17 protein-coding genes are annotated in these 17,337 nt (G+C 73.1%); 16 read left to right on the top strand and 1 reads right to left on the bottom strand.

Features of this window, described 5'->3' with window-relative positions:
* On the bottom strand, window positions 1-716 hold a 716-nt coding region (locus tag F9B16_RS39680), incomplete at its 3' end, for a hypothetical protein (RefSeq protein ID WP_225992356.1).
* Window positions 717-946: 230 nt separating this feature from the next.
* Here F9B16_RS39680 and rsmD point away from each other — a divergent pair.
* The 16 genes from rsmD to F9B16_RS39600 all read left to right on the top strand — a co-directional run bounded on the left by rsmD (window position 947) and on the right by F9B16_RS39600 (window position 17,204).
* Window positions 947-1,513, top strand: a complete 567-nt coding sequence (gene rsmD, locus F9B16_RS39675) for a 16S rRNA (guanine(966)-N(2))-methyltransferase RsmD (RefSeq protein WP_151545403.1) — start codon at window positions 947-949, stop codon at window positions 1,511-1,513.
* An 85-nt stretch (window positions 1,514-1,598) separates the two neighbouring features.
* The gene (locus tag F9B16_RS39670; RefSeq protein WP_151545401.1) at window positions 1,599-3,053 is read left to right on the top strand and encodes a penicillin-binding transpeptidase domain-containing protein; all 1,455 of its coding nucleotides are present in this window, start codon (window positions 1,599-1,601) and stop codon (window positions 3,051-3,053) included.
* Between the two features lie 128 nt (window positions 3,054-3,181).
* Complete coding sequence (gene coaD, locus F9B16_RS39665; protein WP_151545399.1) at window positions 3,182-3,664, top strand: pantetheine-phosphate adenylyltransferase; 483 nt, start codon at window positions 3,182-3,184, stop codon at window positions 3,662-3,664.
* Between the two features lie 105 nt (window positions 3,665-3,769).
* Window positions 3,770-4,414 (top strand): YceD family protein, encoded by a 645-nt coding sequence (locus F9B16_RS39660; protein ID WP_151545397.1) that lies wholly within the window; start codon window positions 3,770-3,772, stop codon window positions 4,412-4,414.
* 1 nt (window position 4,415) lies between these two features.
* Window positions 4,416-4,595, top strand: a complete 180-nt coding sequence (gene rpmF / locus F9B16_RS39655; protein WP_151545395.1) for a 50S ribosomal protein L32 — start codon at window positions 4,416-4,418, stop codon at window positions 4,593-4,595.
* 314 nt (window positions 4,596-4,909) lie between these two features.
* The gene (gene rnc / locus F9B16_RS39650; protein WP_151545394.1) at window positions 4,910-5,716 is read left to right on the top strand and encodes a ribonuclease III; all 807 of its coding nucleotides are present in this window, start codon (window positions 4,910-4,912) and stop codon (window positions 5,714-5,716) included.
* Window positions 5,709-6,602 (top strand): bifunctional DNA-formamidopyrimidine glycosylase/DNA-(apurinic or apyrimidinic site) lyase, encoded by an 894-nt coding sequence (gene mutM, locus F9B16_RS39645; protein WP_151545392.1) that lies wholly within the window; start codon window positions 5,709-5,711, stop codon window positions 6,600-6,602. Before rnc ends, mutM begins: the two co-directional genes overlap by 8 nt.
* Window positions 6,603-6,632: 30 nt before the next feature.
* The gene (locus F9B16_RS39640) at window positions 6,633-6,941 is read left to right on the top strand and encodes an acylphosphatase (RefSeq protein ID WP_151545390.1); all 309 of its coding nucleotides are present in this window, start codon (window positions 6,633-6,635) and stop codon (window positions 6,939-6,941) included.
* Window positions 6,942-7,119: 178 nt separating this feature from the next.
* Complete coding sequence (locus tag F9B16_RS39635; RefSeq protein WP_021598747.1) at window positions 7,120-7,317, top strand: hypothetical protein; 198 nt, start codon at window positions 7,120-7,122, stop codon at window positions 7,315-7,317.
* 317 nt (window positions 7,318-7,634) lie between these two features.
* A complete protein-coding gene (gene smc / locus F9B16_RS39630) occupies window positions 7,635-11,303 on the top strand; it encodes a chromosome segregation protein SMC (protein WP_151545388.1) in 3,669 nt (1,222 codons plus the stop codon).
* Between the two features lie 301 nt (window positions 11,304-11,604).
* Window positions 11,605-12,012: a globin domain-containing protein gene (locus tag F9B16_RS39625; RefSeq protein ID WP_151545386.1), complete on the top strand. Its 408-nt coding sequence runs from the start codon at window positions 11,605-11,607 to the stop codon at window positions 12,010-12,012.
* A 6-nt stretch (window positions 12,013-12,018) separates the two neighbouring features.
* A complete protein-coding gene (locus tag F9B16_RS39620; protein WP_151545385.1) occupies window positions 12,019-13,218 on the top strand; it encodes a globin domain-containing protein in 1,200 nt (399 codons plus the stop codon).
* 5 nt (window positions 13,219-13,223) lie between these two features.
* Complete coding sequence (locus F9B16_RS39615) at window positions 13,224-13,949, top strand: DivIVA domain-containing protein (RefSeq protein ID WP_192809212.1); 726 nt, start codon at window positions 13,224-13,226, stop codon at window positions 13,947-13,949.
* A gap of 145 nt (window positions 13,950-14,094) precedes the next feature.
* Window positions 14,095-15,258 (top strand): signal recognition particle-docking protein FtsY, encoded by a 1,164-nt coding sequence (gene ftsY, locus F9B16_RS39610; protein WP_151545381.1) that lies wholly within the window; start codon window positions 14,095-14,097, stop codon window positions 15,256-15,258.
* A gap of 267 nt (window positions 15,259-15,525) precedes the next feature.
* Window positions 15,526-16,869 (top strand): ammonium transporter, encoded by a 1,344-nt coding sequence (locus tag F9B16_RS39605; protein WP_151545379.1) that lies wholly within the window; start codon window positions 15,526-15,528, stop codon window positions 16,867-16,869.
* The gene (locus tag F9B16_RS39600) at window positions 16,866-17,204 is read left to right on the top strand and encodes a P-II family nitrogen regulator (RefSeq protein ID WP_131764050.1); all 339 of its coding nucleotides are present in this window, start codon (window positions 16,866-16,868) and stop codon (window positions 17,202-17,204) included. The genes F9B16_RS39605 and F9B16_RS39600 overlap by 4 nt, the downstream gene beginning before the upstream one ends.
* Window positions 17,205-17,337: the final 133 nt, after the last annotated feature.

Here is a 17,337-nt window from a genome sequence, read left to right as displayed (position 1 = left end):
CCGGGGCCCGGGGACGGCGGCGGGGTGGGCGGCGACGGCGGCAGCGGCGACGTCGGCGGCGGGGTCGGCGGGCTGGGCGGGGTGGGGGCCTGCTCGCAGCCGCCGCCGACGCACGCGCCGAGGTTCAGGTGCGCCGACACGGGCGTGCCGCCCGCCGGTGCGAGCCCGACGCCCAGTTCCGTCCTGCCGCTGATGAGCTGCCGGCCCGCCGACAGGGTGCCGCCGGTCGCGACCTTCAGGTTCGCGCCGCCGGCCGGGGTCCTGACGTTGCCGTCCACCCGGGCGCCCGCCGCGAGGGTTGCGTCGCCGAGCCCCACGCTCGCGCCGGTCCGCACCCGGAGGCCGGCCTCGCCGTCCGGCGTCCGGACGCCCGCGCCCAGGTCGAGGCCGGCGCTCGCGGTCTTCGTGCGCTCGTCATAGGCGAGCGTGGCGTTCAGGTGCAGGTCCAGTGCGGGCGCAGCGGGCTTCGCGACCGGCTTCGCGGCCGCCTTGCTGCGCTTCGCCTTCACCTTGTGCGCGGCGCTCTTCACACGCTGGCGGTGCTTGGCGGGATGCGCCGGATGCTTGCGAGCCTTCAGCGGATGCTTGTGGGCCCCGACCGGATGCTCGGCCGAGGCGAGCAGGAAGGGGGAACGATCGGCGGGGGGCCGGGACGTGTCGGCGTTCGACACGCCGCTCATCGCGGCGATGCCGAGAACCGTCGCTCCGGCCGTCACCGCGAGTCTCCTACCGTGGTGCACTGATGCTCCTGAGGGGGAGGGGTATTGGTTGCACAACCTGCGAGCACGTTTACACGTCACGTAGTCGAAGTGAACGGCGATCCCCGTATTTGGGGAGACGTTCACAACTGCGTCAGTGGTCTTTTGTGCACCTTCCGCAACGACCCGCGGCGGTCGACCGGGTCAGGACGTCCGGTCGAGGTCCGCGATCCTGCGAAACTGGACCGATGACCAGGGTCATCGCGGGGAGTGCGGGCGGACGGCGGCTCGCCGTCCCGGCCGGACGGGACACCAGGCCGACGAGCGACCGGGCGCGGGAGGGCCTGTTCTCCACCGTGCAGGCGCTGCTCGGCCCGCTGGACGGGCTGCGCGTCGCCGACCTGTACGCCGGTTCCGGCGCGGTCGGGCTGGAGGCGCTGTCGCGCGGCGCGGCGCACGCCCTGCTCGTCGAGTCGCACCCGCGCGCGCTGAAGGTGATTCGGCAGAACGCCGCGGCGCTCGGGCTGCCCGGAGCCGTCCCGACGGGGGAGAAGGCGGAGCGCCTCGCCCGCACCGCGCCGGACGAGCCGTACGACCTGATCTTCGCCGACCCGCCGTACGCGCTCGCGGACGCCGCCGTCACCGGCCTGCTGGAGGACCTGCGCGACAACGGCTGGACGGCGCCGGACGCGCTGGTCGTGGTCGAGCGCTCCGTCCGCGGCGATGATCTGGCCTGGCCGGACGGGTACCAGGGGGAACGGGACCGGCGGTACGGCGAGGCCGTGTTCTGGTACGGCCGGGCGCTCGGCGCCTGAACACCCGCTGAACGCCCGCCGAGAGATACCTGGGAGTACACGGCGGCGACGCGTCGCGCGGCGCGCTCAGGGTAGGGGCGGAGGCATGAGACCGGGGATCGACCGGGCCTTGGCGGCCACATGGGTCGTCGCGCTCGCGATGACGGTCGCCCTGCTCGCCAACGTCACCTACGTGCAGGGCTTCGAGGCGCAGGACCTGCGGGACAGCAGCCTCAACGCGCGCCGCCTGCAGAACCGCAACCTGGTCGAGCGCGGCCCCATCGTCGCCGACGGCCAGCGGCTGGCCTGGTCGGAGCTCACGTCGGACGGCAAGACGTACCAGCGGCACTACGCCGACAGCAAGATCTTCTCGCCGATCACGGGGTACTTCTCGCCGTTCGCCGAGACCGGGCTCGAAGGCGCGGAGAACCACTTCCTCGACGGCAGCGACGCGCGGCTCGCCACCACGAACCTGATCGACAAGCTCATCGGCAAGCACGTCCCCGGCGGGACCGTCGAGGCCACGATCAACGTGAAGGCGCAGCGCGCCGCCTACGAGGCGCTGCAGGCCACCGGCGCGCGCCGCGCCGCGGCCGTCGCGATCGACGCGAAGACGGGCGCGATCCTCGTGATGGCTTCCACCCCGTCCTACGACGCCAACGACGTGTCGGTCCTCAGCGGCGACAAGTCGCAGGCGGCGTTCGACAAGCTGAACTCCGAGCCGCTCAAGCCGCTGCTGAACAAGGCGACCGGCGAGGTGTACCCGCCCGGCTCGACGTTCAAGACGATCGTCGCCTCCACCGCCCTGAACGCCGGCAAGAGCGAGGACTCGCAGGTCCGCGCCGGACGCAGCTACCAGGCGCCGGGCGGCGGGCAGCCGATCAACAACGACGCCGGCGACATCGGCGGCGAGTGCGACCAGAACCCGATCCCGCTGATCGACGCCTACGCGCAGTCCTGCAACACCACGTTCGCCTACATGGGCGCGCAGAACCCCGGCAACGCCGCCGTCCACGAGCAGGCCGGCAAGTTCGGCTTCGGCGACCGGATCAAGATCGAGGACGGGATGTCCGCCGCGCCCAGCTCGTTCCCGGAGACCGGCCAGCCGGTGCTCAGCGCGCTCGGCTCGATCGGCCAGGGCAGCACCGTCGCCACCCCGCTGCAGATGGCGCTGGTCGCCGCGGCCGTGCTGAACGACGGGAAGATCATGCAGCCGTACCTGGTGGACAAGCTCCGCGCCGCCGACGGGTCGGTCGTCCAGCAGGCCGACCAGAAGGTGATGGCGCGGCCGCTGACGTCCGGCCAGGCGAGCCAGATGCGGGACCTCATGAAGGCCGTCGTCGCGAAGGGCACCGGCAAGTCGCTGCAGGGCACCTCGGTGGCCGGCGGCAAGACCGGCACCGCCGACGTGGAGAACGCCCCCTACAACGACCGGTGGTTCATCGGCTTCGGCCCCCGCAGCGACCCGCGGTACGCGGTCGCGGTGATGACCGAGAAGGACGGCTACGGCATCGAGTCCGGCCCGATCGCCGCGAAGATCTTCGACGCCCTCGGCGACTGACGGCGCCTGGAACGGAGCGCCGGCGGAGCGGAAGGCGGGGCGGCGAGCGGCCCGGGTGAAAGCGGGCCGAACCGGATTTGGTACGTTCGCGCCGCAGGTCAGAAACCAGGACCGAAGGGGTTCGCGCCGTGCGCCGTGTCGTCTGTCCGGGATCGTTCGACCCCGTTACCAACGGGCACCTCGACATCATCAGCCGCGCCTCCCGTCTCTACGACGAGGTGGTCGTGGCCGTCCTGATCAACAAGAACAAGAAGAGCCTGTTCACGGTCGACGAGCGCGCCGACATGATCACGGCCGTGACCAAGGAGTACGGCAACGTCAAGGTGGACAAGTTCTACGGGCTGACCGTCGACTACTGCAAGGAGCAGGACATCCCGGTGATCGTCCGCGGGCTGCGGGCCGTCAGCGACTACGAGTACGAGCTGCAGATGGCGCAGATGAACCACCGCATCGCGGGCGTGGAGACCCTGTTCATGGCCACCAACCCCGAGTACGCCTTCCTGTCCTCCAGCCTGATGAAGGAGGTCGTGAAGTTCGGCGGCGACATCTCCGGCCTCGTCCCCGACATCGTGCACGACCGCCTCGTGGAGCGCCTGCAGCAGCAGGCCTGATCCTCCGGGCGCCGCGGTCCCCCCTGGTGGCGGGGGCGCGAGTTGGGGCATCGGCCGGTGTTCGGTACCCTGGGACATCGGCCATCACGGCGGCCGCAGTTCGCCATGCCTCACGAAAGCAGGACTCCGCTGACTCGCCTCGATCCCAACGCCCCGCTCGTGCTCGACACCCGAGCTCTCAGCAGGCAACCCGGGTCGTCGCGGGAGATGCGCCTGTCCGTGCCGGCTCCGGAGGACTTCGGCGTCGAGATGGTGGGCGTCCCCGAGGGCGCCGCGATCGAGCTGGACCTCCGGCTCGAGGCGGTGCTGGAGGGGGTGCTCGTCACGGGCACGGCGACGGTCCCCCTCGAGGGGGAGTGCGCCCGCTGCCTGGACCCGATCGCCTCGACCTTCGAGGCGGACTTCCAGGAGCTCTTCGTCTATCCTGACACCCGCTCCGGCGGGAACGCCGAGGACGACGAGCTCCGCCTCGAGGACGATCTGATCGACCTCGAACCGGTGCTCCGGGACGCGGTGCTGCTCGCGCTGCCGCTCTCGCCGCTGTGCCGGGACGACTGTCCCGGGCTGTGCGCGGAGTGCGGCGCACGGCTCGCCGACGTCGGCCCGGACCACCACCACGACGTCGCCGACCCGCGCTGGGCGGCGCTGCAGGACCTCGCCGGCGAACCGTCGCCGGAGCCTCCCGAGGGGGGACGCGGGGACTCCGGTCCCCGTGGATCAGTCGACCAACAAGGAAAGCAGGAGGGCTGACGTGGCCGTCCCGAAGCGGAAGAAGTCGCGCAGCAACACGCGGCACCGGCGCTCGCAGTGGAAGGCCACCGCGCCGACCCTCGTCGAGTGCCCGACGTGCCGCGACAAGAAGCTGCCCCACACCGCGTGCGCGACGTGCGGCACCTACGACCGGCGGCAGGTCATCGCCCCGTCGGCCTGAGCCTTTTCGCATCCCGGGGGGCGGACCCGCCGGCGGCGCGCCCTGCGGCGCGGCGCCGGCGCCCGCCCCTCGCGGACGCGCGGCAACCCCGACCACCCGGCGCGTGACGTCGGCGTGGTGAGCGGCGCGGACCCTGCGCCCGGAGCCGTGGTGCACGCCGGGATCATCCGAACCGGCGCGCACCTCGTCTTCGCGGACCCGTCCTTCCGGGGCGACCCGGACGCGTCGTGCTTGCTCGCCGTCGCGGCCTCCCCGGCCGCCGCGCCCCTGCGGCGACCGCGCCCTGCGCGGTGCCCGGCCTGCGAGGAGGGCCTGTGAGCAAGAAGTCGTCCGATCCCGTTCCCGACCGCGCTGAGCTGTCCGCCGCCCTCGGCGTGGAGGTCACCGGCGATCTGCTGGAGCGCGCGCTGACGCACCGTTCGTACGCCTACGAGAACGGCGGCCTGCCCACCAACGAGCGGCTGGAGTTCCTCGGGGACTCGGTCCTCGGCCTGGTCGTCACCGACACCCTGTTCCGGGGCCACCCGGACCTGCCGGAGGGGCAGCTGGCGAAGCTGCGCGCCGCCGTGGTGAACATGCGGGCGCTGGCGGGCGTCGCCCGCGCCCTCGGCGTCGGCGCGCACATCCGGCTCGGCCGCGGCGAGGAGGGCACCGGCGGCCGCGACAAGGCCTCGATCCTCGCCGACACCCTGGAGGCGCTGATCGGCGCCGTCTACCTCGACAAGGGCCTGGACGAGGCGTCCGCGCTCGTACACCGGCTGTTCGACGCGCTGATCGCCCGGTCGGCGGGCCTCGGCGCCGGCCTCGACTGGAAGACCTCGCTGCAGGAGCTGACCGCGGTCGAGGAGCTGGGCGTCCCCGAGTACCACGTCGCCGAGAGCGGCCCCGACCACCAGAAGACGTTCCGGGCGTCGGTGCGGGTCGGCGGGACGACCTACGGGTCCGGTGAGGGTCGCAGCAAGAAGGAGGCCGAGCAGCACGCCGCCGAGGCCGCCTGGAACGCGATCCGCGAGATCGTCGTCCAGCGGGAGGCGGCCGAGCAGGCGGGCGCCGCCGCCGAGCCGGCGGAGGCGCAGGCGGGGCCGAAGGGGTCGCGCTCGGCCGGGCTCGCCGGTGCCTGAGCTCCCCGAGGTCGAGGTCGTCCGGCGCGGCCTGGAGCGGTGGACGGCGGGCCGGACGATCGCGTCGGCCGAGGTGCTGCACCCGCGCTCGGTCCGCCGGCACGAGGCCGGCCCGGGCGACTTCGCCGGGCGGCTCGCCGCCCGCACCGTGCTGGCCCCGCGCCGCCGCGGCAAGTACATGTGGCTGCCGCTGCGCGCCGAGGCGGAGGACGAGCCGGGGGAGGCGCTGCTCGCCCACCTCGGGATGAGCGGGCAGCTGCTCGTCGGCGAGCCGGACCGGGAGCGCGAGAAGCACCTGCGGGTCCGGCTGGTCTTCGACGACGGCGGCCACGACCTGCGCTTCGTCGACCAGCGGACGTTCGGGCACCTGATGGTGGCCGACCTCGTGCCGGACGCGTTCGACGCCGGCGCGCTCGTCCCCGAGCCGATCGTGCACATCGCCGCGGACCCGCTGGAGGACGCGTTCGACGCGGAGGCGTTCTACCGGGCGCTGCGCCGCCGCAGGACGGGCATCAAGCGGGCGCTGCTCGACCAGTCCCTCATCAGCGGCGTCGGCAACATCTACGCCGACGAGGCGCTGTGGCGGGCGCGGCTGCACTGGGCGCGGCCGACCGAGACGATGACCCGCGCCGAGGCCGCCCGCGTGCTGGAGGCCGCCAGGGAGGTCATGGGCGCCGCCCTGGCCGTCGGCGGCACCTCGTTCGACAGCCTGTACGTCAACGTGAACGGCGAGAGCGGCTACTTCGAGCGGTCGCTGGAGGCGTACGGCCGGCGGGGCGAGCCGTGCGGCCGCTGCGGGACGCCGATCCGCCGCGACGAGTTCATGAACCGCTCGTCCTACAGCTGCCCGGTGTGCCAGCCGAAGCCGCGCCGCGCGCGCTACTAGGCTGCCCGGGTCCGGGATCGAGGGGGGCCGATGGGCGAGCCGGAGCAGGAGACGGTGCGGCTGACCGCGTGGGTGCGGGGCCGGGTGCAGGGCGTGGGTTTCCGCTGGTGGGTGCGGTCGCGTGCGCTGGAGCTGGGGCTCGCGGGCAGCGCGACGAACCTGAGCGACGGGCGCGTGGAGGTCGTGGCGGAGGGCGCGCGGGAGCGCTGCGAGCGGCTGCTGGAGCTGCTGGAGGGCGACGAGCCGGGCGGGGTGCCGGGACGGCCGGGGAAGGTGACCGGCGTGGCGCTGCGGTGGAGCGAGCCGCGCGGCGAGGCCGCCGGTTTCCTGGAACGGTGACCGGGTAGGGGGTTCCGGTTTTTACCTGCTAAACTAGTAGAGGAAGGTTGTTACCGGCCTGTGATGTGCGTCTTGACCAGGACACCGGCCGGTGCGACTCTAGACGATACGCGCACCGACTTCAGATGCTTCTCGTGCGCGATCCCTGCTGGTTACTCAGCGTGGAGGACCCTTAGTCATGGCGAAGGCTCTACTCGGCCACGTCGGCGGTCCCGACCCCCGGATGGTCGCGGAGATGCGGCGCCTGCAGCAGCGCGTACGGGACCTGGAAGCCGAGCTCGTACGGCTCCAGGCGGAGAACGACGCGCTTGCGACGGCGACGGACGACGACGTGATGTCGCTCGCGGTGAAGGACCGTGAACCGGCGCTGACCTGATCGGCGCCTTTTTTCTGGAACTGGACAGGGACGCCGTCACCAGGCGTCCCTTCTGTTTTGCCCATCCCACCCGGTGACGGGCGTCACCGCACGCCGCCGGGCGGTCGATCTCCGGTCAAACCTTCGTAGGGTTTTGGTCTGACCGAGTTCGGGGTCTTTGCGGCATTCGCCGTATTAACGGGCATCCGTCCGGCGTACCGGGCCGTGCCCCGAATCCGCCTCCCATCCGTGCGGGTGCCGTGCCCGCACCGCCCGCGGCCGGTATCGTTCGTTCGGATTCCCGGGAGCCGGCGGCGCAGGAGGAGGACGGCGGGCGCGTGTACCTGAAGACCCTGACGCTGCGCGGCTTCAAGTCCTTCGCGTCCTCCACGACGCTGAAGTTCGAGCCGGGCATCACCGCCGTCGTCGGCCCCAACGGGTCGGGCAAGTCCAACGTGGTGGACGCGCTGGCGTGGGTGATGGGCGAGCAGGGCGCCAAGTCGCTGCGCGGCGGCAAGATGGAGGACGTCATCTTCGCCGGCACCGCGAACCGGGCCCCGCTCGGCCGCGCCGAGGTCGTGCTGACGATCGACAACGCCGACGGCGCGCTGCCGATCGACTACACCGAGGTCACGATCAGCCGGCTGATGTTCCGGTCCGGGTCCAGCGAGTACGCGATCAACGGCGACTCGTGCCGGCTGCTGGACATCCAGGAGCTGCTGTCGGACTCCGGCATCGGCCGCGAGATGCACGTGATCATCGGGCAGGGGCAGCTCGACCGCGTCCTGCACTCCGGCCCCGAGGGCCGCCGCGCGGTGATCGAGGAGGCGGCCGGCGTCCTCAAGCACCGCAAGCGCAAGGAGAAGGCGCTGCGCAAGCTGGACGCGATGCAGGCGAACCTGACCCGCGTCCAGGACCTCACCACCGAGCTGCGCCGCCAGCTCAAGCCGCTCGGCAAGCAGGCCGAGATCGCCCGCCGGGCCGCCGTCATCCAGGCCGACCTGCGCGACGCGCGGCTGCGGCTGCTCGCCGACGACCTGGTCACGCTGCGCACCAAGCTGGAGCAGGAGGCCGCCGACGAGGCGGCGATCCGGGAGCGCCGCACCGAGACCGAGCGCGCGCTCGGCGAGGCGCAGGAGCGCGAGGCGGTCCTGGAGGCCGAGGAGGCCGAGCAGGCGCCGAAGCTCGCGCAGGTGCAGGACACCTGGTTCCGGCTGTCGGCGCTGAAGGAGCGGCTGCGCGGCGTCGGCGACCTCGCCGCCGAGCGGCACCGCAACGCCGCCGAGGCGCGCGACGAGGAGCGCCGCGGCCGCGACCCCGAGGACATGGAGCGCGAGGCCGCCGAGATCCGCGAGCAGGAGGAGATGCTCCGCGCCGCGCTCGACGAGGCGCAGGACGGGCTGGCCGACGCGGTCGAGCAGCGCACCGGCGCCGAGGAGGCGCTCGCCGCCGAGGAGCGCCGGCTGCAGGCCGCGGCCCGCGCCGCCGCCGACCGCCGCGAGGAGCTGGCCCGGCTGCGCGGCCGCGTCGAGGCGCTGCGCAGCAAGGCGCAGGCGGGCCGCTCGGAGATCGGCCGGCTCGCGGAGGCCCGCGACGAGGCCGGGCAGCGCGCCGAGACCGCGCAGGCCGAGTTCGAGGCGTTCGAGGCCGAGGTCGTCGAGGACCCGGCGCTCGCCGCCGAGCACGAGACGGCGCAGGAGGCGCTCGCCACCGCCAAGGACGCCGCCGAGGCCGCCCGCGCCGCCGTCGACGAGCCCCGCCGCGCGCTGAAGGACGCGCGCTCCGCCGTCGCCGCCGCGCGGACCGCCGACCAGGCCGCGCAGAAGAAGGTCACCGCGCTGCAGGCGCGGATCGAGGCGCTCAACCTGACCCTGGCCAGCGCCGCCGACGGCGGCGAGGCGCTGCTCGCGGCCGGCGCCGACGGCTCCGTCGAGGGCGTGCTCGGCACGGTCGCCTCGCTGCTGACCGTCCGGCCCGGCTACGAGACGGCGGTGGCCGCCGCGCTGGGCGACGCCGCCCAGGCCATCGCGGTCGGGTCGCTCGCCACCGCGGAGGCGGCGCTGACGCTGCTGCGGTCCCGCGACGCGGGCCGCGCGGGCCTGCTCGTCGGCGGGGGAGACCCCGGCCGGTCCGAGCGCCTGCCCGGCGTCGACTACGCGGCCGACGCGGTGACCGTGCCCGACGCGGTGCGTCCCGCGCTGGAGCATCTGCTGCGCGGCGTCGCCGTGGTCGACGACGTCCCCGCCGCCGCGGCGCTGGTCCGCCGCGAGCCCGCGCTGCGCGCCGTCACCCGCGACGGCGACCTCGTCGGTGCGCACTGGGCGCAGGGCGGCGCCGCCGGCGGCGGGCAGAGCCTGCTGCAGATGCGCGCCACCCTCGACCAGGCCACCGAGGACCTCGCCGCCGCCGAGACCGCCGCCGCGACGGCTGCGGAGGAGCTCACCGCGTCAGCGGAGGCCGAGCAGTCCGCGCAGGCGGCGCTGGACGCGGCGCAGGCCGCCGCCAACCAGGCCCAGAACGGGGTGAACCAGGCGCAGTCCGACCTCGACCGGGTCCGCGCGCGGCTCCGCGAGTTCGACGCGCAGGCCGCGCAGGAGGCCAAGCGCGCCGCCCGGCTGGAGGCCGACGTCCGCGCCGCGCGCGGCGAGGCCGAACGGCTCACCAAGGCGCTCGACGCGGCGAACGAGTCGCTGGAGCGCGACACCGAGGCCGCCGAGGAGCTGGCGATGCGGCTCGCCGAGTCGGAGGAGGCCGCCGAGGTCGCCGACGAGGCCGGGCACGACACCGACGCCCGCGACGAGCTCGCCGAGCGCTGCCGGGTGCTGCGCTCGTCGGAGATGGAGGCCCGGCTCGCCGTCCGGACCGCCGAGGAGCGCGTCCAGGCCATCACCGGCCGCGCCGACGCGCTGGAGCGCGGCGCCCGGCGCGAGCGCGAGGAGCGCGCCCGCGCCGCCGAGCGCCGCGCCCGCCGCGAGCTCCAGGCCCGGACCGCCAAGGCCGTCCTCAAGGGCGCGCGCACCACCCTGGACCGGATCGAGCTGTCGCTGGCCGCCGCCGTCCGGCAGCGCGAGGCCGCCGAGCAGGCCAAGGCCGCCCGCGAGGCCGAGCTGAAGGTCGTCCGCACCCAGGTCCGCGAACTGTCGGGCACGCTGGAACGCCTCGTCAACGTCGTGCACGGCAACGAGGTCGCGCGCGCGGAGCAGCGCCTCCGCCTCGAACAGCTGGAGCAGCGCGCGCTGGAGGAGTTCGGCCTGGAGGTCGACTCCCTCGTCAACGAGTACGGGCCCGACCAGCCCGTCCCGCCCGACCCCGACCAGGGGGAGGACGCGGTGCCCGCCCCGTACGTCCGGGCCGTCCAGGAGAAGCGCGCCAAGGCCGCCGAACGCCAGCTCAACCAGCTCGGCAAGGTGAACCCGCTCGCGCTGGAGGAGTTCGCGGCGCTGGAGGAGCGGCACGCGTTCCTCACCTCGCAGCTCGACGACCTGAAGAAGACGCAGCGGGAGCTGCTCGCCCTGGTCAAGGAGGTCGACGACCGGGTGCAGCAGGTGTTCGCCGCCGCCTACGACGACACCGCCCGCGAGTTCGAGCGGATCTTCGCGCGGCTGTTCCCCGGCGGCGAGGGCAGCCTGTCGCTCACCGAGCCGGAGGACATGCTCGCCACCGGCGTCGAGGTCGCCGCGCGGCCGCCCGGCAAGAAGGTGAAGCGGCTGTCGCTGCTGTCGGGCGGCGAGCGGTCGCTGGTCGCGATCGCGTTCCTCGTCGCGGTGTTCAAGGCCCGCCCGTCCCCGTTCTACGTGCTGGACGAGGTCGAGGCAGCGCTGGACGACACCAACACCCAGCGGCTGATCACGGTGTTCGAGGAGCTGCGCGAGTCGTCCCAGCTCATCGTCATCACGCACCAGAAGCGCACGATGGAGGGCGCCGACGCGCTCTACGGCGTCAGCATGCGCGGCGACGGCGTCACCCAGGTCGTCAGCCAGCGGCTCCGCGAGCAGGAATCCGCCTGATCTTTCATTTGCCCACAATATTGGACCATTCCAAATGGGCTGTGAGATGGACCACCGTCTCGTTCCGTGGACGTTCCCGATGTTCATCCGAAATATTTCGCGTCCGAATAGCGCATTGCCGGCGCCGCATTTTCCCCGGTAACGGGTGAACGGGGCGGGCCGCGTGCACCGACCGTGATCCACCGGCGACGCTGACGGGCTTGTGCCCGCCCGGTGGTTCCACTAGTCATGTGCCCCGTGGTTCTCCGGCTCCCCTCCCGGACACCCCGCCCGGGCTCGGAGAACCGCTGGAGAGGACACCGTGGACCCGCAGAAACTCAAGGACAATTTCGCGCAGGTGGGAGCGAACGGCATTGTCGTCGCGGAATATTTCTATGCCGATCTGTTCGCCCGGGAACCGCAGCTCAGAAGCATGTTCCCGGCCGCGATGAGCAAGCAGCACGAGGTGCTGCTCGGCGCGCTGTCGCAGATCGTGTCCTCGGTCGACGACACCGATACGCTCGTCCCGTTCCTGCGGGATCTCGGCCGCCGGCACCACGGTTTCGGAGTCGCCGCCGACCACTACGCCCCCGTCGGCGCCAGCCTGCTGGCGACCCTCGCCTACTTCAGCGGCCCCGACTGGAACGAGGACCTGGAGCGCGACTGGGCCGCCGCCTACGGCCTGGTCGCCCAGGTCATGACGGAGGCCGCCGCCGAGCCCGTCGCCTGAGCCGGCGTGGACGCCCAGCGCCTGAAGGAGAACTTCGCCGCCGTCGCCGAGCAGGGCGACGCCGTCGCGATGTTCTTCTACTCCGACCTGTTCGTGCGCAACCCGCACCTGCGCGACATGTTCCCGATCGGGATGACCGGGCAGCGCGACAAGCTGCTGCGCGCGCTCGGCCAGATCGTCTCCAAGGTCGACGACCTGCCGTCGCTCGTGCCGTTCCTGCAGCAGCTCGGCCGCGACCACCGCCGGTTCGGGATCGTCGCCGAGCACTTCCCGAACGTCGGCGCGAGCCTGCTCGCCACCCTCCGGCACTTCTCCGGCGCCGCCTGGACCGAGGACGTCGAGAGCGACTGGAACGCCGCCTACAGCCTGGTCGCCAAGGTCATGCTGGAGGCCGCCGACGAGAACGCGCTCACCAGCCCCGCCTGGTGGAACGGCCAGGTCATCGCGGCGGAGCGGCGCCGCTTCGACATCGCCGTCCTGCGCGTCCAGCCGGACCGCCCGCTGCCGTACACGCCCGGCCAGTCCGTCGCGCTGGAGGTGCCGTCGCGGCTGCGGCACTGGCGGTACTACTCGATGGCGAACGCGCCCCGCCCCGACCACACCGTCGACTTCCACGTCCGGCTGGTGGACGGCGGGCCGGTCAGCCCCGTCCTGGTCCGCGGCACCAAGCCCGGCGACCGCGTCCGGATGGGCGCGCCCGTCGGCACGCTCACGCTGGACGAGTCGTCCGACCGGGACGTGCTGCTCGTCGCGGGCAGCACCGGGCTCGCGCCGCTCAAGGCGATCCTGGAGCAGATCGCCGGCCGGCCCGTCCCGCCGCGCGTGCACCTGTTCTTCGGCGCCCGCGACCGCGACGGCCTGTACGACCTGGAGCACTTGAGCAAGCTCGCCGCCGAGTTGCCGTGGCTGACCGTGGTCCCCGCCGTGTCGGACGAGCCCGTCCCCGACGAGTCCGGCGGGCACGGCTTCTCCGCGCTGCTGGGTTCCGGCGGCGGGCACGGAACCGGCCGCGGGGGCCCCGCCAACGAGGGGATCGAGCACGGCGACCTGCCCGACGTCGTCGCCCGCCGCGGCCCCTGGCCCGGCCACGACGCCTACGTGTGCGGGCCGGCCGCGATGGCGGAGGCCGCCGTCGAGCGGCTCGCCGCGTCCGGCGTCGCGCGCGACCGCATCCGCCTCGAATCCTTCGCCGACGCACAGAGGTGACCGCAGTGAACTCCCCGAACCTCCCCGTCGTGCCCGACGGCTCCCGGCTGACCCCGGGCGAGCTGCAGTCGGTGGTGTTCGCGCGGGCCGCGCTCGGCCGCCGCGGCTACGACGAGGACCAGGTCCGCGAATTCCTGCAGTACGTCGAGCGGGAACTCGTCCAGATCCTCAACCAGAAGGCCGCGCTGGGCGAGGAGGTGAACCGGCTGCGCGCCCAGGCGGGCCGCGGCGCGGGCGGCGTCATGGCCCCGGAGGACGCGCACTTCCAGGCCGTCCGGATCCTGTCGCAGGCCCAGCAGACCGCCGACCTGTACGTCGCGGACGCCGAGCGCTACACCCGGGAGCTGGCGCACGAGGCCCGGCTGCACCGCGAGGCGATCCTGTCCGACGCGAAGGGCCGCGCCGAGCAGATGCTGGAGGACGCGCACCGCAAGGCCGCGGAGGTCGCCGACGCCGCGGTCCGCGCGGTTCCGCCGCCCGCCGCGACGGCGCCGTCCGGGCCGGGCGTGCCGTCCGGACCCGGCGGTGCGCCCGGGGCGGGCGGGGCGTCCAGCGACGACCGGCGGCACGAGCTGGAGCGCGAGATCGCGTACCTGCGCACCTACAGCGAGGTGTACCGCACCCACCTGCGCTCCTACCTGGAGGCCCTGCTGCGCAACGTCGACGAGTGGGAGAGCTCGGAACGGGCATCGGTACCGGGGGACACCCCGGGGCCGCCGCTCCGGGGCTGATCGGGCACGCCCGCGGCGGGCGTGCTCTTCGCGTGCGCGGGGACGCGCGGACGAGTGGGTGATCGGCGGGCATCCGGCGGGTGTTCGGTGGGCGTTCGGCGGGGTGTTCGGCCCAGCACCGCCGGTCTGGAAAACTGGGGACGCTATGGAATATGTGATCGTCATCGTCGCGCTGTGCGCGGTCGCGCTGATCGTCGGCGGGGTCACGCTGCTGCGCCGCCCGGTCCGCCGCCGCCGTCCGCCGGTCCCGCCCGCCGAGCGGCCGCCCGCCGAGCAGCACGGCGCGACCGCCGTCGACGAGGCGGAGGCCGCCGCCCCCACCATCGAGCGGGCGCCGCCCACCGAGGCGGCACCGCCGCCGCCCACCGTCGAGATCGAGCAGCCGCCGCCCGGCGCGGGACGGCTCGTCCGGCTCCGGGCGCGGCTCGCGCGCTCCCAGTCCGCGTTCGGCAAGACCCTGCTCGGGCTGCTGTCGCGCGACACTCTCGACGACGACGCCTGGGAGGAGATCGAGGACACCCTCATCACCGCCGACATGGGCGCCGCCGTGGCCCGCCAGGTCACCGACGACCTGCGCACCCGGGTACAGGTGCTCGGCACCCGCAGCCCCGAGGAGGTCCGCGCGCTGCTGAAGGAGGAGCTGGTCAAGCAGATCGGCGCCGACCTGGACCGCTCCCTGCGCACCGAGCCGCACGGCACCCGGCCCGCCGTGCTGATGGTCGTCGGCGTCAACGGCACCGGCAAGACCACCACCTGCGGCAAGCTGGGCCGCGTCCTGGTCGGCGACGGCAACACCGTGCTGCTCGGCGCCGCCGACACCTTCCGCGCCGCCGCCGCCGACCAGCTGGAGACCTGGGGCTCGCGGGTCGGCGCGCAGGTCGTCCGCAAGGACGAGGGCGCCGACCCCGCCAGCGTCGCCTTCGACGCGGTGAAGCAGGGCATCGACACCAAGGTCGACGTGGTGATCATCGACACCGCGGGCCGGCTGCACACCAAGACCGGGCTGATGGACGAGCTCGGCAAGGTCAAGCGGGTCGTGGAGAAGCAGGCCGAGGTGGACGAGGTGCTGCTCGTCCTGGACGCCACGACCGGGCAGAACGGCATGCAGCAGGCCCGCGTGTTCGCCGAGGTCGTCAACATCACCGGCGTGGTGCTGACCAAGCTCGACGGCACCGCCAAGGGCGGCATCGTCGTGCAGGTGCAGCGCGAGCTGGGCGTCCCGGTGAAGCTGGTCGGGCTCGGCGAGGGCCCGGACGACCTCGCCCCGTTCGAGCCCGAGGCGTTCGTGGACGCGATCCTCGGCGACTGAGCGGAAGCGTCCCGCGGCGCCCCGCGACCCGTTGCGGTCGCGGGGCGCCGCCCTTTCCGGGCGCCGTTTCACCTGGACCGGGGCATGACCCCGGGAAAAGCAAACGGTTGCCAACGGGCGGGTAAGGCGGTGAGGGTTCCGAAACAGCCGCGAAACATGCCGTAGCGGGGTTTCACACTCCGGAAACACGGGCGGCGCGCCGGTGAAACGGCCGCCCAGGAATCTCGGGGCATCCACGTTTCCGGTCGAGGAGGGGCACTCTCCGAGATGAAGATCGATACAGGCGCGACCGCCTGGATGCTGGCGGCAGCGGCGCTGGTGCTGCTCATGACACCCGGGCTCGCCTTCTTCTACGGCGGCATGACGCGCGCCAAGAGCGTCCTCAACATGATGATGATGTCGTTCGGCGCCATCATCAGCGTCACCATCCTCTGGGTCCTCTTCGGGCACTCCATCGCCTTCACCGACAACGGCAGTTCCTTCGTCAACAAGTTCATCGGCGGATTCGACGCCGTCGGGCTGAAAGGCGTCGCGACCCAGGTCTCCGAAGGGCTGCTGAAGGACCAGAGCGACAACATTCCGACCATGGTCTTCTCGATGTTCCAGCTGACGTTCGCGATCATCACGGTCGCGCTCATCAGCGGCGCCATCGCGGACCGTGCCAAGTTCGGCGCCTGGATGACGTTCACCGTCGCCTGGGCGACGCTGGTGTACTTCCCGGTCGCGCACTGGGTGTGGGGCACCGGCTGGCTGAACAAGCTCGGCATCGAGGACTTCGCGGGCGGCACCGTCGTGCACGTCAACGCCGGAGCCGCGGGCCTCGCGCTGGCGTTCGTGCTCGGCAAGCGGCGCGGCTGGCCGAAGGAGCCGATGCGGCCGCACAACCTGCCGTTCGTGCTGCTCGGCGTCGGCCTGCTGTGGTTCGGCTGGTTCGGCTTCAACGCCGGCTCCGAGCTCGCCGTCGACGGCACCACCGGCCTCGCGTTCATGAACACCCAGATCGCCACCGCCGTCGCCGCGGGCGCCTGGGCCCTGGTCGAGAAGCTGCGCGACGGCCACGCCACCACCCTCGGCGTCGCGTCCGGCGCCGTCGCCGGGCTCGTCGCGATCACCCCGGCGTGCGGGTTCGTCGACCCGTGGGCGGCGATCGTCCTCGGCGTCATCGCCGGCACCGTCTGCGCCTACGCGATCGGCCTGAAGTACAAGCTCGGCTACGACGACTCCCTCGACGTCGTCGGCGTCCACCTGGTCGGCGGCGCGATCGGCGCGCTGTCGCTCGGCTTCCTGGCCGCCTACCCGTTCCTGCCGAGCCAGCACAAGGGCCTGTTCTACGGCGGCGGCGCGCACCAGCTGGGCCTGCAGGCGCTCGGCCCCGTCGTGATCGGCCTGTACTCGTTCGTCATGGCCTGGGTCATCGGCAAGATCATCGACATGACCATCGGGTTCCGGATCTCCGCCGACGACGAGGCCGCCGGGATCGACGTCACCGCGCACGCCGAGACCGCGTACGATCTCACGCCCGCGGGGGGAGGCGCCTCCCGCGCCGCCGTTCCCGGCACCGCGGCACCGCGTGCGGTGTCGCCCGACAAGAAGGTGGAGGCCGAGGCGTGAAGCTGATCACCGCCGTCATCAAGCCGTTCAAGCTGGACGAGGTCAAGGCGGCGCTGGAGACCTTCGGGGTCAAGGGGATGACCGTCAGCGAGGCCAGCGGCTACGGCCGCCAGAAGGGCCACACCGAGGTCTACCGCGGCGCCGAGTACAAGGTCGACCTCGTGCCCAAGCTGCGGGTCGAGGTGCTCGTGGACGCCGAGGACGCCGACGACATCATCGACGTCATCGTCAAGGCGGCCCGCACCGACAAGATCGGCGACGGCAAGGTCTGGGCGGTCCCCGTGGACACCGTGGTCCGCGTGCGGACCGGCGAGACCGGCCCGGAAGCCCTGTAGGAGCGGTGTGACCCTCGTCCATCCTCCGACCGGAGACACGGCTCCCGAGGACGCCCTCGCCTCCAGGCCCGCCTGCGTCGCCCGGTCCACCGACTCCGCCGCACGCCGCGCCTGCTCCTGGTGCTCCGCGCCC

Origin of the sequence: Actinomadura montaniterrae (genome assembly GCF_008923365.1) — a bacterium.
In the GTDB taxonomy this organism is placed as follows: Bacteria; Actinomycetota; Actinomycetes; order Streptosporangiales; family Streptosporangiaceae; genus Spirillospora; species Spirillospora montaniterrae.
Note: the sequence above shows the minus strand (reverse complement) of the source record. Positions and strands in the feature narration are given on the sequence as shown.

What these genes read in the sequence shown, in the direction of transcription:
- F9B16_RS39640 (WP_151545390.1), top strand. Translation starts at nt 6,633, where the DNA reads ATGGGCGAGCCGGAGCAGGAGACGGTGCGGCTGACCGCGTGGGTGCGG.
- F9B16_RS39605 (WP_151545379.1), top strand. Translation starts at nt 15,526, where the DNA reads ATGAAGATCGATACAGGCGCGACCGCCTGGATGCTGGCGGCAGCGGCG.
- F9B16_RS39660 (WP_151545397.1), top strand. Translation starts at nt 3,770, where the DNA reads ATGCCTCACGAAAGCAGGACTCCGCTGACTCGCCTCGATCCCAACGCC.
- ftsY (WP_151545381.1), top strand. Translation starts at nt 14,095, where the DNA reads ATGGAATATGTGATCGTCATCGTCGCGCTGTGCGCGGTCGCGCTGATC.
- F9B16_RS39635 (WP_021598747.1), top strand. Translation starts at nt 7,120, where the DNA reads ATGGCGAAGGCTCTACTCGGCCACGTCGGCGGTCCCGACCCCCGGATG.
- F9B16_RS39670 (WP_151545401.1), top strand. Translation starts at nt 1,599, where the DNA reads ATGAGACCGGGGATCGACCGGGCCTTGGCGGCCACATGGGTCGTCGCG.
- rsmD (WP_151545403.1), top strand. Translation starts at nt 947, where the DNA reads ATGACCAGGGTCATCGCGGGGAGTGCGGGCGGACGGCGGCTCGCCGTC.